General features: G+C 73.8%; 15 protein-coding genes. 14 read left to right on the top strand and 1 reads right to left on the bottom strand.

Annotated elements, in window-relative coordinates; translation table 11 throughout:
• Positions 1-43: 43 nt before the first annotated feature.
• From ppk2 to HS048_RS15355, 14 genes are all read left to right on the top strand, one after another.
• Positions 44-973, top strand: a complete 930-nt coding sequence (ppk2, locus tag HS048_RS15290; protein ID WP_084007926.1) for a polyphosphate kinase 2 — start codon at positions 44-46, stop codon at positions 971-973.
• Between the two features lie 187 nt (positions 974-1160).
• A complete protein-coding gene (hisI, locus tag HS048_RS15295) occupies positions 1161-1508 on the top strand; it encodes a phosphoribosyl-AMP cyclohydrolase (protein WP_068894440.1) in 348 nt (115 codons plus the stop codon).
• Complete coding sequence (locus tag HS048_RS15300; RefSeq protein WP_196467282.1) at positions 1505-2254, top strand: Trp biosynthesis-associated membrane protein; 750 nt, start codon at positions 1505-1507, stop codon at positions 2252-2254. The genes hisI and HS048_RS15300 overlap by 4 nt, the downstream gene beginning before the upstream one ends.
• A gap of 124 nt (positions 2255-2378) precedes the next feature.
• Positions 2379-2774 (top strand): DUF4190 domain-containing protein, encoded by a 396-nt coding sequence (locus HS048_RS15305; RefSeq protein WP_068894117.1) that lies wholly within the window; start codon positions 2379-2381, stop codon positions 2772-2774.
• Positions 2775-2907: 133 nt separating this feature from the next.
• The gene (locus HS048_RS15310) at positions 2908-3336 is read left to right on the top strand and encodes a DUF2752 domain-containing protein (protein WP_068894116.1); all 429 of its coding nucleotides are present in this window, start codon (positions 2908-2910) and stop codon (positions 3334-3336) included.
• Between the two features lie 227 nt (positions 3337-3563).
• Positions 3564-4373, top strand: a complete 810-nt coding sequence (gene trpC, locus HS048_RS15315) for an indole-3-glycerol phosphate synthase TrpC (protein WP_068894115.1) — start codon at positions 3564-3566, stop codon at positions 4371-4373.
• Between the two features lie 44 nt (positions 4374-4417).
• Positions 4418-5623, top strand: coding sequence for a tryptophan synthase subunit beta (trpB, locus tag HS048_RS15320; RefSeq protein WP_068894439.1), 1206 nt, complete (start codon positions 4418-4420; stop codon positions 5621-5623).
• 70 nt (positions 5624-5693) lie between these two features.
• The gene (gene trpA / locus HS048_RS15325) at positions 5694-6488 is read left to right on the top strand and encodes a tryptophan synthase subunit alpha (RefSeq protein ID WP_068894114.1); all 795 of its coding nucleotides are present in this window, start codon (positions 5694-5696) and stop codon (positions 6486-6488) included.
• A 394-nt stretch (positions 6489-6882) separates the two neighbouring features.
• Positions 6883-7446 (top strand): MauE/DoxX family redox-associated membrane protein, encoded by a 564-nt coding sequence (locus HS048_RS15330; RefSeq protein ID WP_307832485.1) that lies wholly within the window; start codon positions 6883-6885, stop codon positions 7444-7446.
• A complete protein-coding gene (locus HS048_RS15335; RefSeq protein WP_068894113.1) occupies positions 7446-8195 on the top strand; it encodes a thioredoxin domain-containing protein in 750 nt (249 codons plus the stop codon). The genes HS048_RS15330 and HS048_RS15335 overlap by 1 nt, the downstream gene beginning before the upstream one ends.
• Before the next feature lie 26 nt (positions 8196-8221).
• On the top strand, positions 8222-9415 hold the full coding sequence (lgt, locus tag HS048_RS15340; protein ID WP_196467284.1) for a prolipoprotein diacylglyceryl transferase: 1194 nt from the start codon (positions 8222-8224) through the stop codon (positions 9413-9415).
• Entirely contained in the window at positions 9412-10131 is a 720-nt protein-coding gene (locus HS048_RS15345; RefSeq protein WP_196467285.1) for a VIT1/CCC1 transporter family protein, read from the top strand. Before lgt ends, HS048_RS15345 begins: the two co-directional genes overlap by 4 nt.
• The gene (locus tag HS048_RS15350) at positions 10128-11324 is read left to right on the top strand and encodes a hypothetical protein (RefSeq protein ID WP_196467286.1); all 1197 of its coding nucleotides are present in this window, start codon (positions 10128-10130) and stop codon (positions 11322-11324) included. Before HS048_RS15345 ends, HS048_RS15350 begins: the two co-directional genes overlap by 4 nt.
• Before the next feature lie 228 nt (positions 11325-11552).
• The gene (locus HS048_RS15355; protein ID WP_068894109.1) at positions 11553-12170 is read left to right on the top strand and encodes a hypothetical protein; all 618 of its coding nucleotides are present in this window, start codon (positions 11553-11555) and stop codon (positions 12168-12170) included.
• Positions 12171-12204: 34 nt separating this feature from the next.
• Here HS048_RS15355 and HS048_RS15360 read toward each other — a convergent pair whose 3' ends face one another.
• Positions 12205-13803, bottom strand: coding sequence for a bis-aminopropyl spermidine synthase family protein (locus HS048_RS15360; RefSeq protein WP_196467287.1), 1599 nt, complete (start codon positions 13801-13803; stop codon positions 12205-12207).
• Positions 13804-13938 lie beyond the last annotated feature (135 nt).

Raw genomic sequence — 13938 nt, forward strand, 5'->3', positions numbered from 1 at the left:
ATATCTCAGGGTTAAAGCGTGCTTCTGGTGGCAGAGGGCGGGTATGGACGCGAACCTGCTGCCCCCGGGAGTGCGCTCGGCCGTGGCCGAAAGTGATCTGATGGACGACCTGGACGACTTCCTGGTCGACGACGATGACGACGACGATCCCGTGCTGAGGCGGCGGGACGGCAGTCCCGTGGACACCTGGCGGGAGCACTACCCCTACGACGAGCGCATGACCCGGGACGAGTACGACCGGGTCAAACGGCTGCTCCAGATCGAGCTGCTCAAGCTGCAGTACTGGATCAAGGACACCGGCGGTCGGCTGGTGATCCTGTTCGAGGGACGCGACGCGGCGGGCAAGGGCGGCACGATCAAGAGGTTCATGGAGCACCTCAACCCGCGCGGCGCGCGCGTGGTCGCGCTGGAGAAGCCCAGCGAGCGCGAGAGCACCCAGTGGTACTTCCAGCGCTACGTCGCCCACCTGCCTGCCGCGGGGGAGATGGTCTTCTTCGACCGCTCCTGGTACAACCGCGCCGGGGTGGAGCGGGTGATGGGCTTCGCGAGCCCGGAGCAGTACCTCGAGTTCATGCGGCAGACCCCCGAGCTGGAGCGCATGCTGGTCCGCGACGGCGTCCACCTGGTGAAGTTCTGGTTCTCGGTGTCGCGCAAGGAGCAGCGGACCCGCTTCCTGATCCGCCAGGTCGACCCGGTGCGGCAGTGGAAGCTCTCGCCGATGGACCTGGAGTCGCTGGACAAGTGGGACGAGTACACCGAGGCCAAGGAGGACATGTTCCTGCACACCGACACGGACGAGGCGCCGTGGACGGTGGTCAAGAGCAACGACAAGAAGCGGGCCAGGATCGAGGCCATGCGGCACGTGCTGAGCCTGTTCGAGTACGAGAACAAGGACCACGAGATCGTCGGGACCCCTGACCCGAAGATCGTGGTCAAGGCCGCCGACGTGCTGGACGACGACCGCGTGCGCTAGGCGGCCGCCCGGTGCGGTGGACGGGTGGCCGGCCGCCGTTCCGGCACGGCGGCCGGCCGTTCCGGTCGGGCCGGGCGGGCCGTTCCGGGGTGGCGGACGGACCGTCCGGCGTCCGGCGGTGATGCACGGGCCGTCCGGCGGGGATGCGCGGGCCGCCGCACGCTCCCGGCTGCGGCACAATTGCCGCATGTCCCTTGACCCCGCCATCGCCGCCCGGCTGAAGCGCACCGCCGACGGGCTGGTGCCCGCCATCGTCCAGCAGTACGACACCGGCGAGGTGCTGATGCTCGCCTGGATGGACGACGAGGCCCTGCACCGCACGCTCACCACCGGCCGGGCCACCTACTGGTCGCGCAGCCGCGGTTCCTACTGGGTCAAGGGCGACACCTCCGGCCACGTCCAGCATGTCAAGTCCGCGGCCCTGGACTGCGACGGGGACACGATCCTGCTCAAGGTCGACCAGGTGGGCGCGGCGTGCCACACCGGCGACCGCACCTGCTTCGACGCGGACGAGCTGACGGTGGCCCCGGCGTGAATGCCAGACGGGAGCTGTGGACCTGGGCGGCCGTGAGCGCGGCGGCCGCGGGCCTGGTCCTGCCGGTCGCCGCGCAGGACTGGGCCACCCGGGACGTCGGCGGAGTCCCGGGCGCCGGCCCCGGGACGCTCGCCCTGCCGGGTGGCGAACTCGCGCACTTCCTGAGCCCGGTGGCGCTGGCCGCCCTCGCCGCGGTGGTCTCCGTGCTCGCCACGCGAGGCGCGCTGCGCGCGGTCATCGGAGCGGTCATCTCCCTCTGCGGGGCGGGCGCGGCCGCGGGCGCCCTGCTGGCGACCGGGGAGGAGGCGCTGGCCGCCGCGTCGGAGGGGAAGGCGGTCACCGGCGGGGGCGCCGGCGCCCTGGCCGCCTCGGCCTCCTGGACCGTCCACTGGATCTGGCCGCTGACGGCGGCGGCCGGCGGGCTGGTCCTGGTGGCCGCCGGAGCGGCGGCCGCGCTACGGGGCCGCCGGTGGCCCGGCATGTCCGACCGGTACGACCGTCCGGCGCCCGGTACGGCGGGCCCCGCCGCGGGCCCGGTCACCGAGCGGGCGCTGTGGGACGCGATCGACCGCGGGACCGACCCGACCGACGGCCCGACCGGCGGCTCGACCGACGGTTCGACCGACGGCCCTGCCGGCGCGCGGCCGGCCGGCCGGGCCGGTGATCCGTCCGGAGACCCGGTCGCGGGATCGTCCGCCGGCGCAGGCCGGGACCCGGCCGAGGAGCCCGTGCGCGGGGAGCGCTGACCCGGGCCGTCCGGATCGTCCCGATCGCCGGATCACAACTTGCCCACAGGGCGGCCGTACCCGCCTGGAACAGGTACGTTGTCGCTAGGCTGCCGCCCGCAACTCGGATAAAGGGGAGTGATTCATGAGCTACGGGAATCAGTCGGGCGGTTACGGGCCTCCCGGAGGATACGGTCCTCCCGGTGGCTACGGCGGGCCGCCGCCCGGAGGCGGCTACGACCCCTACGGCTACGGCGGGCCGCCCCCGCCCCGCGGGAACAACGGCATGGCGATCGCCTCGCTGATCATGGGCATCATCGGGCTCTTCACCTGCGGCGTCACCTCGCTGGTGGGCATCGTGCTCGGGCACGTCTCGCTGAACCAGATCAAGCGGACCGGAGAGGAGGGGCGCGGCCTGGGCATCGCCGGCCTGATCCTGTCCTATTTCGGCATCGCCGGGTGGCTCCTCCTGCTCGTCTTCGCGCTGATGCTCGGCTGGTGGGGGCTGGGAGTCGCGGCCACCTCGGGTTACGGCCTCTGACGGACACCCTCGTGCACGGACACCCGCGTGTGCTGACGGGTGTCCCCGCGCGCGTTGAGTATCGTGACCGGGTGACGGACGGCCGCCGGCGGAGGACCCGGGCGGGCCGGGACGGCGGGGAGGCCGGGGCGGGGTGACGGAGGAGACGGCGGGCGCGCGGCGGTCCGGGGCGCGGGCCCTGGCGGCGCCCCTGGGCGTGGCGCTGGCGGCGGGGGCCGCGGTCGCCCTGGTGGGCGCGGTCGACCCGAACGAGCCCGGCCACTACCCCGCCTGCCCCTTCCTGACGCTGACGGGGCTCTACTGCCCCGGCTGCGGCGGCCTGCGGGCCGTGCACGCGCTCGCCCACGGTGATCCCGCCGCGGCCCTCGGCCTCAATCCGCTCCTCGTGGCCGCGGCGCCGCTCCTGGCGGTGCTCTGGGCGCGCTGGGCGGTGCGGTCCTGGCGGGGCCTGCCGTTCGACGCGGCGGGGCTCCGTCCCGTGCACGCGTGGTGGCTGCTCGGCGTGATGATCGTTTTTTGGATAGGACGGAATCTACCTTTCGGGGACTTCCTGGCGCCATAGCGACCACGCCCGTCACCCGGTGGCGGGGTGACCTCGGCAAGGCCGATAGCATCGGCAGGACAAGGGCAATCGATCGGGAGGGACCTGACCCGTGAGCGAGCGGAGCGAGCGAGCCACCAGACGCAGCAGCTTGCGAACGAGGGCGACGGAGGGGGCCCGGTGAGCGAGTGGACCACGGGTGCGGGGATGATCACGGACGTGGCCTCCGGGCCTCACGGGGAGGCCTCATGAGCGTTCTGGACGAGATCATCGACGGCGTCCGCGCCGATCTGGCCGAGCGGCAGCAGGCCGTGGCCCTGTCCGAGCTCAAGGCGCGGGCCGAGCGGGCGCCGGCGCCCCGCGACGCCTACAAGGCGCTCGGCGGCGACCAGGTGGCCGTCATCGCGGAGGTGAAGCGCTCCAGTCCCTCGAAGGGCGCGCTGGCCGCGATCGCCGACCCGGCCGCCCTGGCCGCCGACTACGAGGCCGGCGGCGCGCACGTCATCAGCGTGCTGACCGAGAAGCGCCGCTTCGGCGGCAGCCTCGACGACCTGGCCGCCGTGCGCGCCGTCGTCGACATCCCGGTGCTGCGCAAGGACTTCATCGTCACCTCCTACCAGCTCTGGGAGGCCCGTGCCCACGGCGCCGACCTGGCGCTGCTGATCGTGGCCGCGCTGGACCAGAACGCGCTGGTCTCCCTCATCGAGCGGGCCGAGTCGATCGGGCTGGCCCCGCTGGTGGAGGTGCACACCGCCGAGGAGCTCGACCGGGCGCTGGACGCCGGAGCCCGGATCATCGGCATCAACGCGCGCAACCTCAAGACCCTCGAGGTCGACCGGGAGGTGTTCGCCAAGCTGGCGCCGGAGATCCCCGACGGCATCATCAAGATCGCCGAATCGGGTGTGCGCGGCCCCCACGACCTGCTCGCCTACGCCCGGGCCGGCGCCGACGCCGTCCTGGTCGGGGAGAGCCTGGTGACCGGCAAGGACCCCCGGGCCGCCGTCGTGGACCTGGTCACCGCCGGAGCCCACCCCGCATCCCGACCCGAGGGGCAGTAAGACAAGTGACAGCGACGCAAGAGCCCATCCTCACCGCGGCGGACCTGGCAGGCCACGGCGTCCACGGCGACGACCCGGACGCCCAGGGCAAGTTCGGCATCTTCGGCGGCCGCTACGTGCCCGAGGCGCTCATCCCGGCGCTGGACGAGGTCGCCGCCGAGTACGACCGGGCCAGGAACGACCCCGCCTTCCTGCGCGAGTTCGACCATCTGCTGCGCACCTACGCCGGCCGGCCGACCACCCTCACCGAGGTGCCGCGCTTCGCCGAGCAGGCGGGCGGCGCCCGGATCATCCTCAAGCGCGAGGACCTGACCCACACCGGCGCACACAAGATCAACAATGTGCTCGGCCAGGCCCTGCTCACCAAGCGCCTGGGCAAGACGCGGGTGATCGCCGAGACCGGCGCCGGTCAGCACGGCGTCGCCACCGCGACCGCCGCCGCCCTGATGGGCCTGGAGTGCGTCATCTACATGGGCGCCGTCGACTGCGAGCGCCAGGCGCTGAACGTGGCGCGGATGAAGCTGCTCGGTGCCACGGTCGTCCCGGTCACCAACGGCAGCCAGACCCTCAAGGACGCCATCAACGAGGCGTTCCGCGACTGGGTCACCAACGTCGACCGCACCCACTACCTGTTCGGCACGATCGCCGGGCCGCACCCGTTCCCCGAGATCGTGCGCGACTTCGCCCGCATCATCGGGGTCGAGGCCCGCCGCCAGATGCTGGAGCTGACCGGCGCACTGCCGGACGCCGTCTGCGCGGCCGTCGGCGGAGGCTCGAACGCGATCGGCGTCTTCCACGCCTTCATCGAGGATTCCGGCGTCGCGCTGCACGGCTACGAGGCCGGAGGCCGGGGCCTGGAGACCGGCGAGCACGCGCTCACGCTCACCGCGGGCTCGGTCGGCGTGCTGCACGGCTCGCGCACCTACGTCCTGCAGGACGAGGAGGGGCAGACGATCGAGTCGCACTCGATCTCCGCCGGGCTCGACTACCCGGGTGTCGGCCCCGAGCACGCCTGGCTGAAGGACAGCGGCCGCGCCGTCTACCACGGCGTCACCGACGCCGAGGCGATGGAGGCCTTCGCGCTCCTGGCCCGCACCGAGGGCATCATCCCGGCGATCGAGTCCTCCCACGCCCTGGCCGGAGCCCTCAAGCTCGGCCGCGAGCTGGGCCCCGAGGCGACCATCCTGGTCAACCTCTCGGGCCGCGGCGACAAGGACATGGGCACCGCCATGAAGTACTTCGACCTCTGACGACCGACCCGCCTCCCCTCCGGCCCGGTCCGGAGGGGGCCCAGGGCCCCGATCCGCAACGGAACCCAACATGACGACTCTCCAGACGGTGTTCGCCAAGGCGAAGGCGGACGACCGCGCAGCCCTCGTCGGATACCTCCCCGCCGGATTCCCGACGAAGGACGGCGCGATCGCGGCCGCCACCGCCATGGTGGAGGCGGGCTGCGACGTGATCGAGATCGGCCTGCCCTACTCCGACCCGCTCATGGACGGTCCGACCATCCAGGACGCGGTGCACCGGGCGCTGAGCAACGGCACCCGCATCGCCGACGTGCTGCGCACGGTCGAGGGCGTGGCCAAGACGGGCGCGGCCACCCTCGTCATGACCTACTGGAATCCGATCGACCGCTACGGGGCCGAGCGGTTCGCCCGTGACCTGGCGAGTGCGGGCGGCGTGGGCACCATCACCCCGGACCTGACCCCGGAGGAGGCCGGTCCCTGGCGGGAGGCCAGTGCCGCCGCCGGGATCGACACCGTCTTCCTGGTCGCGCCCAGCTCCACCGACGAGCGCATCAAGGCCGTCGTCGAGTGCTGCACCGGTTTCGTCTACGCGGCCTCGCTGATGGGCGTCACCGGTGCCCGCGAGTCGGTCAGCTCGTCGGCGCAGGGCCTGGTCGAGCGGACCCGCGCCCACACCGACCTGCCGGTCTGCGTGGGGCTGGGGGTCGGCAACGGCCGGCAGGCCGCAGAGGTCGCGGCCTACGCCGACGGCGTGATCGTGGGCTCGGCGTTCATCCGCCGCCTCCTGGACGCTGCCGACGAGGCCTCGGGTCTGGCGGCGGTCCGCGAGCTCGGCGCCGAACTCGCGGCGGGCGTGCGCGGCTGACCCGTCCGGGAGTCTCCGGCCCGCAAGAGCGGCCGTCCGCCGGGACGGCCGCTTTTCCGCATCCGGCGTGGCTCGTCCGGCACCGGCGTGTTCCGAACCTCCTGGTCCGGCACGGCGCGTCCGGCGCCTCCCGGACGGGAGACCGGGGAGTCTGGATCCACCGGGTCCCGATCGTCCGCCCAGGACCGGAGCCGCTCGGGGCAGGGCCCGTGATCAAGGCGATGTCCAGGACTTATACAGTGCTTATGGAGCTCATGATGGGCTTTCTCGGGACATCCGGAAGATCCGTGGAGGACCGTCACGGCGGAACCCGGAATAGGAGACGATGGTGCTCGTGACTTCTGACAAGACCGCGTCCCCAGGGCCGCGTGCCGTCCGTTCGGCGCTACCCTGGGTGACGACCGCCTCGCGGCTGGTGCTGGGAGGCGTGCTGATCGTCGCCGGTTGGGGGAAGATCGGCACGCCTGTCCTGTCGGTCCAGGCGGTCAAGGCGTACGACCTGCTTCCTGAATCGCTCGCCACGGTGGTCGGCTACGGCCTGCCCATCATGGAGATCGTCGTCGGGGTGCTGCTGGTCGTCGGGCTGCTCACGCGGGTCGCGGGAGTCATCTCCGCGCTGCTCATGCTGGCCTTCGTGATCGGCATCGCCTCCGCCTGGGCGCGCGGGCTGCGGATCGACTGCGGCTGCTTCGGCGGCGGCGGCCAGCTCGCGGCCGGCGTGGAGCCCAGCTACCTCGTCGACATCCTGCGGGACTTCGGCCTGTTCGCGCTCGGCGTGGTCATCGCCTGGTTCCCGCCGGGCCGGTTCGCGCTGGACTCCGTGCTCGGGGTCACCTCCGCGCGGGAGTCCGATCCGTACGACACCGATGACACCGATGACACCGACGACACCGACGACGCCGAGGGCGACGGCATCGAGGGCGACGACGGCGAACCCCTGCAGAAGGAGAACCACTGATGGGCAAGGCCGCACGGGACCAGTCGGCCCGTGACCGGATCAAGGCGCAGCGCGAGGCGGAGCGGAAGCAGGAGCAGCGCAAGCGCATGACGACCATCGCGACCGTGGTGGTCGTCGCGCTGGCCGCCGTCGGCGCGGGCTGGTGGTACTCCATCCAGAGCGGTCAGTCCGAGGAGACCACGACGGCGCTGGCTCCGATCACCGTCCAGAGCGACGGATCGGTCGTCATGGCCAAGGCCGGCGTGGACGAGCCGGTGCTGGACGTCTACGAGGACTTCCAGTGCCCGATCTGCCGGGAGCTGGACAAGACCAGCGGCCCGACCGTCAAGAACCTGGCCGCCGAGGGCAAGGTCAAGGTGGTGTACCACCCCATCACGATCTTCGGTGAGGGCGTCGTCCGGGACAACTCCGTGCGTGCCGGGGCCGCGGCCCGCTGCGTGCCCGACGGCAGGCAGTGGATGGCCTACCACGACAAGCTCTTCGAGGAGCAGCCCCCGGAGACGGTCGAGGGCTTCAAGACCGGCGAACTGGTCGAGTGGGGCAAGGAGGCCGGGGTCACCGCCCCGGGCTTCGAGCAGTGCGTCACCTCGCAGCAGCACGCCAAGGCGCACGCCGACTACTCGAACGCGCAGATCGAGAGCGCGCAGATCCAGGGGACGCCGACGCTGAAGCTCAACGGGACGGCGCTCGGCAACGAGGCGTTCAACCCGTCGCAGCTGCGCCAGGCGATCCTCGATGCCGCCAAGTAGCGCGTGACACGGTAACGTCACCTGACATGCCCCTCGCCTCGATTCCCAGCCCCTCCCAGGGGGTCTGGCACCTCGGCGTAATCCCGATCCGGGCCTACGCACTGTGCATCGTGCTCGGCGTCATCGTCGCCGTCATCATGAGTGAACGCCGCTGGCGCGCCCGTGGCGGCGAGCCCGGCACGATGGTGGACCTCGCCGTCTGGGCCGTGCCGTTCGGCCTGGTCGGCGGGCGCCTCTACCACGTCATCACCGACTGGCAGCTCTACTTCGCGCCGGACGCGCCCAACGAGCCGATCGAGGCGCTGTTCATCTGGAACGGCGGGCTGGGCATCTGGGGCGCGGTCGCGCTCGGCGCCCTGGGCGTGTGGTTCGGCTGCCGCGGCCGGGGGATCTCCCTGACCGCGGTGGCCGACACCGTCGCCCCCGGCATCGCGGTGGCCCAGGCCATCGGGCGCTGGGGCAACTACTTCAACCAGGAGCTGTTCGGCAGCCCCACCGACCTGCCGTGGGGCCTGGAGATCGACCCCGACCGGCCGGGCACGGTGCCGGGCGAGGACACCTACCACCCCACGTTCCTGTACGAGTCGATCTGGGACCTCGGCCTGGCCCTCGTGCTGATCTGGGCGGGCCGGAGGTTCGCCCTCCGGCACGGCCGGGTGTTCGCGCTCTATGTGGCGGGCTACACCGTCGGCCGCTTCTGGATCGAGGGCCTGCGGGTCGACACGGCCCACCACATCCTGGGTCTGCGGCTCAACCAGTGGACCTCGATCGTCCTGTTCCTCGCCGCGCTCGCCTACTTCTGGTGGGCCCGGAACAGGACCGACGAGGAGCTGGTGGGGACCGGGGCCGGAGCGGACGCGGAGGCCGCGGCGACCGGTGGGGAGCCGGCGGACCCGGCGCACCCGTCCGACCAGGCCGACGAGGACGACGAGGACGACGAGGACGACGAGGACGACGAGGACGGCGGTTCCGCCGGCGATCCGGCGGAGCGGGCCGATCTCGCGACGGCGTCCGGAGCGCGGGACGGGGCCGAGGACCCGAAGGACCCGGAGGATCCGGTCGACCCGGCGCACCCCTCCGACCAGGCCGATGAGGACGAGGAGAGCGGCGGGACGCAGGGGCCCGGGAGGTCCCCGGAGGCGCCGGCCACCGGCCGCACCGCCGAGGAGGCGGCCGGGGAGCCCGGCGGGGAGGTCGGCCGGGAGAAAGAGAAATCGTGAGCGGCGACGGCTCGCGCAAGCGCGCCGAGATCCACCACGAGCACCGCGACGTCAACGGCGGCTGGCTCCGGCCGTCGGTGTTCGGCGTGATGGACGGGCTCGTCTCCAACTTCGCCCTCATCGCGGGGGTGGCCGGCGGCAGCGACGACACGGGGGTCGTCATCCTGGCCGGGATCGCCGGACTGGCGGCGGGCGCGTTCTCCATGGCGGGAGGGGAGTACGTCTCCGTAGCCAGCCAGCGGGAGCTCGCCCTCGCCGAGATCGACGTCGAGCGGCGCGAGCTCCAGCGCCATCCCGAGGCCGAGGAGGAGGAGCTCGCGCAGATGTACGAGGCGCAGGGGGTCGACCCCGAGCTCGCCGCACAGGTGGCCCGGCAGGTCTCACGCGACCCCGGCAGGGCGCTGGTGGTGCACACCCGCGCCGAGCTGGGCGTCGTCCCGGACGACCTGCCGTCACCGTGGGTCGCCGCCGTCTCGTCGTTCCTGTCCTTCGCCGTGGGCGCGCTCCTGCCGCTCCTGCCGTACCTCCTGGGGGTCACCAGCCTGGTGGCCTCGGCGGTGGTCTCCTGCCTGGCCCTGTTCGGCGCGGGCGTCCTGGTCTCGCGGGTCACCGCCCGCAGCTGGTGGTACAGCGGGCTGCGCCAGTTCGCGGTGGGCTCGGTCGCCGCGGTGCTGACGTTCGGCCTGGGCAACCTCCTGGGGGGGATGGCACTGTGACGACTCCGGCTCCCGGCCGCAAGCGCCGCCGCACCTCCGGCCGCCGCGCCCCCGGCGAGCACCCCCCTGCCGAGCACCTCCCCGCCGCACATCCCCCCGCCGGGCAGCGTCCCGCAGGGCCTCCCGCGGCGCCTCCGGCGGAGCGGCGCCCTCCGGCCGCGCCGTTCCCGCAAGGGGAGCGGTTCCCCGCCGCGGGACCGTACTCCCCGGCCGCGCCGTATCCGGCGGAGCAGTACCCCGCCGCCGGACACGCCCCGGCGGACCCCGCCCCCGCCCCCGCCGAGCCCGGCTCGGCCGAGCCGGGCACCGCCGAACGATCCTCCGGGCGGCGCTCCTCGGCGAGGCGCTCGGCGAAGCGGTCCGCCAAGCCGTCCAAGCCGTCCAAGCCGTCCAAGCCGTCCCCGAGACGCGACTCCGCCGAGGAGCCGGAGGGGATCCTCGGCCGGCTGGAGGCCTGGGGCCTGAGTCCCGTCCAGCAGAAGCTGGTGCTGGGCGGTGCCTGGACGGCGGCCGCGGCGGCGGTCATCGGCGCACTGCTGCTCGCCATCGCCGCCATCGGCAACGACTACGTGCCCGAGCCGCCCGCCGCCGACACCGGGACCGCCGCGTCCCAGCCCAGGCCCGCCGCCTACCGGGGCTGGCCCTCCTCGAAGGTGTTCGCGCCGATCGCGCAGAGCAAGGCCGACCCGCTGCTGCTGCCCCTGAAGGACGTCTTCGCCGAGAAGACCCTGACGGAGGGGCGGATCACGCTGAGGCTGACGGGCACCAAGCTCGATGCCGCCTGCGCCGAGGCGGTGTGGGGACGGACCCTGACGGACCGGCTGGCCCAGGCGGGGTGCACCCAGGCCCTGCGGGGGACCTACACCAGCGCGGACCGGCGCTACGTCGCCCAGTACACCCTGTTCAAGCTCCGGGACGCCGCCTCCGCCGACGGGCTGGTGAGCTCTCTGGCCACCCTGCACCGGGGCGGCTGGGTCCGGCCGGTGGATCCGGCCCGGCCGCTCTTCACGGCGGACGGGCACAGCGAGGGCAGCGGCCACGCGATGGGGCACTACGCCGGGCTGGTCTGGATCGGGCGCGCGGACGGCGCCGAACCCGACGCCAAGGACGACTTCGTCTCCCTGTCCCTGGCGGTCAGGGGTGCGGAGAAGGCCGTGTTCCGGCGCGTCGTCGCGGTGGCGCCGACTCCCTGACGGCGCGTCGTCGCGGTGGGCCGGCCCTCGCCGCCGCAGCGGTCGCGGTGGCTCCTGCTTCCCGACGGCGTGTCGTCGTGGTGACTCCGGTCTCTCGCCGCCGCAGTGGTCGCGGCGGCGCCGGCCTCTCGCGGGCACGGCGAACGGCCGGGCCCGCCGGCGGCCCGGTCCGGAGGCGTCCGAGGACCGCCGCCGCAGGCCGCCCGCACCCCGGTAAGCTCGGTGCCCATGCGCAAGTGGATCGCCGTGGCCGCCGCAGCCGTCGTCGCCGCCGCCGGGACGGCGTCCTGGTGGTTGCTGCGTGAGGAGGACGGCGTGCGGCCGGCGACCTTCCGGAGCGAGCTGAACACCGCCCACTACGCCCCGATCGCCACCCGCGCGCTCGACCCGGAGCCGCTGACCGCCGCCGAGGTCTTCGCCGCCGGGCAGGTCGCCTCCGGCGGGATCACGCTGACGGGCGGGAGCCCCGAGTCCCTGGCCGACTGCGCCTCGGCCGTGTGGGGGAGCGCCGAGGCGGCCGTCGCCGGATGCACCCAGGCACTGCGGGCCGGCTACACCTCGGCGGACGGCCGGATCGCCGGGCAGTTCCTCATCTTCAACCTGGCCGACTCCGCCGCCGCCGACCGGCTCGTCACCGCGCTCGGCCGCGACGGCTTCGTCCGGCCGGCGTCCGGCCTCCCCGAGGCGTTCGACGGCGCCCGGGGCTGGGCCCAGGCCAGGGCGCTGGGCCACTACGTCACGGTGAGCTGGGTCGCGCCCGCGGGACCGGGGGCCGGAGTGGACCTGACCCACCCGCAACTGGCCGTCGACGGCCTCGGCTTCGCGGTCCAGCAGCGGCTGGTGTGATCCTGCCGTCCCGCCTGCGGGTCCGTCGGCGGCCTCAGCGCGGGTCGTCCGTCAGCGGCATCCGGGCTGGTCCGTCGGCGGCCGACGCGGCGAGGGAGGCCGCCACCGCGGCGGGCAGCCCGGCCAGGCGGCAGGCGGGCAGCTCCAGCACGGTGACGTCCGCGGACCAGGGAGCGGCCTCCGCGACGACGGCCTTCGCCTGCTTCTTGGTCAGGTCGCCCCGCTCCCTGATGAGGGCCTCGCGCCAGGTGTTGGCGAGCTTGCCGTGGGCGTTGTCGAGGATCCGGCGCAGGACCCGCTCCTGCGCGGACTCGGGGAGCGGACGCCGTACGGCGTCGACGGTCCGGCCCGTCACGGTCAGCTCGTAGACGCAGGACAGCGGCCCGGCGGGCGGGTCCTCCGCGGGCGCGGCCGTCCAGGCCCGGACGCGGCGGGCCCGGGTGGCGAGCAGGAGGCGGGGGAGCGCGGACTCCATCCCGGCCGGTACGGCCACCGCGACCTCGGCGGGATCGGCGGCGTACGGCTTGGCGAGCCAGGTCGAGAGGCGGGCCCGGGGGATCCGCGGCAGGGTGTCCCGCGGCCACTCCCCGACGAGCACGGCGGGGGAGAACCCCGCGGGCCCGTCCGCGGTCAGGTCGGGGGCGACGTCGGCGGGCCGGGACTCGACGGACTGGGGGCCGTGGGTGTAGATGGCCGCGCCGAGCCCGTCGACGCGGGCGGCCACGGCGGGCCACGTCTTCGTCGTGGGGCGCAGGACGTACAGGTCGGCGGCGGAGCCGATGGCCTCGGCGCCGTGGTAGCGGTTGAAGTCCGGGTAGATCGCCTCGCTGACCAGGTTGAGGGCAGAGAGCGCCTGCTGCACCTTCAGCGCCAGAGCCGGGGTGCGCTCGCCGGCGCCGTACGCCAGCAGGATGCGGCCGTGCTCCCGGTCGGCGATCCCCTCGGCGGCACGGGCGGCGAACAGGCCGATGCCCTCCGGCGTGTACGGCGGGTCGGTGACGGCCAGGTCGGCCCAGCCCTGCACGGAGGCGGGCAGTCCCAGGCGCAGGTCGGCCCAGCGGGTGCGGACCTGCACCCCGAGCCGCTCGGCCTGCCCGGCGATGTAGGCCAGGATGCGCTCGTCGACGTCCACCACGGCCACCTCGGCGTCCGGGCGCAGCAGTGCGGTCGCCAGCGAGGTCAGGTCGTGGTCGCCCACGCACAGGATCCGCGCCCCGGGCAGCCAGAACCGGGCGTCCAGCAGCAGCGCCCGCCGGACCACGGTCTCGGCGGTCGCGGCCACGTGGTCCAGCGCCTGACGGCCCCGGGGGGCCCCGGCGACCAGCTCCTCCATCCGGGCCAGGAGGTCGGCGTGCCCGTCGAGCAGGTGGGCCACCGGGTCGGCGGGACCGTGCGGGGCGGCGGACAGGCCGGGGAGCGGCTCGCGGAGCCGGAACCGGTCGCCGGAGCGCTCCAGCCCGGCCTCGGCCTCGGTCTCGCGGAGCAGGGCCTCGATCGCCCGCCGGGACGTCGCGGTCTCGCGGACCAGGTCGGCCAGCGTCCACCACCTGCCGTCGCCGAGCAGCGCCAGCGCCGTCCGCAGCCGCCTGCCGTCCACGCCTGCGTGCCGGAGCAGCTCCTCGATCCCGTTCATGGTCCCCCACCCTAGAGGAACGCCCGCCTGGCGGCCGGTGACGAGGGGGCCGGGCCGGGAGAGGTCTGGACCACTGCCTCCCGGCGGGCAGGAATACCGGCTCCGACCTGCTCGTTAGGCGAAAAGGATTAATCC

This window comes from Planomonospora sp. ID91781, assembly GCF_015711595.1.
GTDB classification, from domain to species: domain Bacteria; phylum Actinomycetota; class Actinomycetes; order Streptosporangiales; family Streptosporangiaceae; genus Planomonospora; species Planomonospora parontospora.

What these genes read in the sequence shown, in the direction of transcription:
- ppk2 (WP_084007926.1), top strand. Translation starts at nt 44, where the DNA reads ATGGACGCGAACCTGCTGCCCCCGGGAGTGCGCTCGGCCGTGGCCGAA.
- hisI (WP_068894440.1), top strand. Translation starts at nt 1,161, where the DNA reads ATGTCCCTTGACCCCGCCATCGCCGCCCGGCTGAAGCGCACCGCCGAC.
- HS048_RS15305 (WP_068894117.1), top strand. Translation starts at nt 2,379, where the DNA reads ATGAGCTACGGGAATCAGTCGGGCGGTTACGGGCCTCCCGGAGGATAC.
- trpC (WP_068894115.1), top strand. Translation starts at nt 3,564, where the DNA reads ATGAGCGTTCTGGACGAGATCATCGACGGCGTCCGCGCCGATCTGGCC.
- trpA (WP_068894114.1), top strand. Translation starts at nt 5,694, where the DNA reads ATGACGACTCTCCAGACGGTGTTCGCCAAGGCGAAGGCGGACGACCGC.
- HS048_RS15335 (WP_068894113.1), top strand. Translation starts at nt 7,446, where the DNA reads ATGGGCAAGGCCGCACGGGACCAGTCGGCCCGTGACCGGATCAAGGCG.
- lgt (WP_196467284.1), top strand. Translation starts at nt 8,222, where the DNA reads ATGCCCCTCGCCTCGATTCCCAGCCCCTCCCAGGGGGTCTGGCACCTC.
- HS048_RS15355 (WP_068894109.1), top strand. Translation starts at nt 11,553, where the DNA reads ATGCGCAAGTGGATCGCCGTGGCCGCCGCAGCCGTCGTCGCCGCCGCC.
- HS048_RS15360 (WP_196467287.1), bottom strand. Translation starts at nt 13,803, where the DNA reads ATGAACGGGATCGAGGAGCTGCTCCGGCACGCAGGCGTGGACGGCAGG.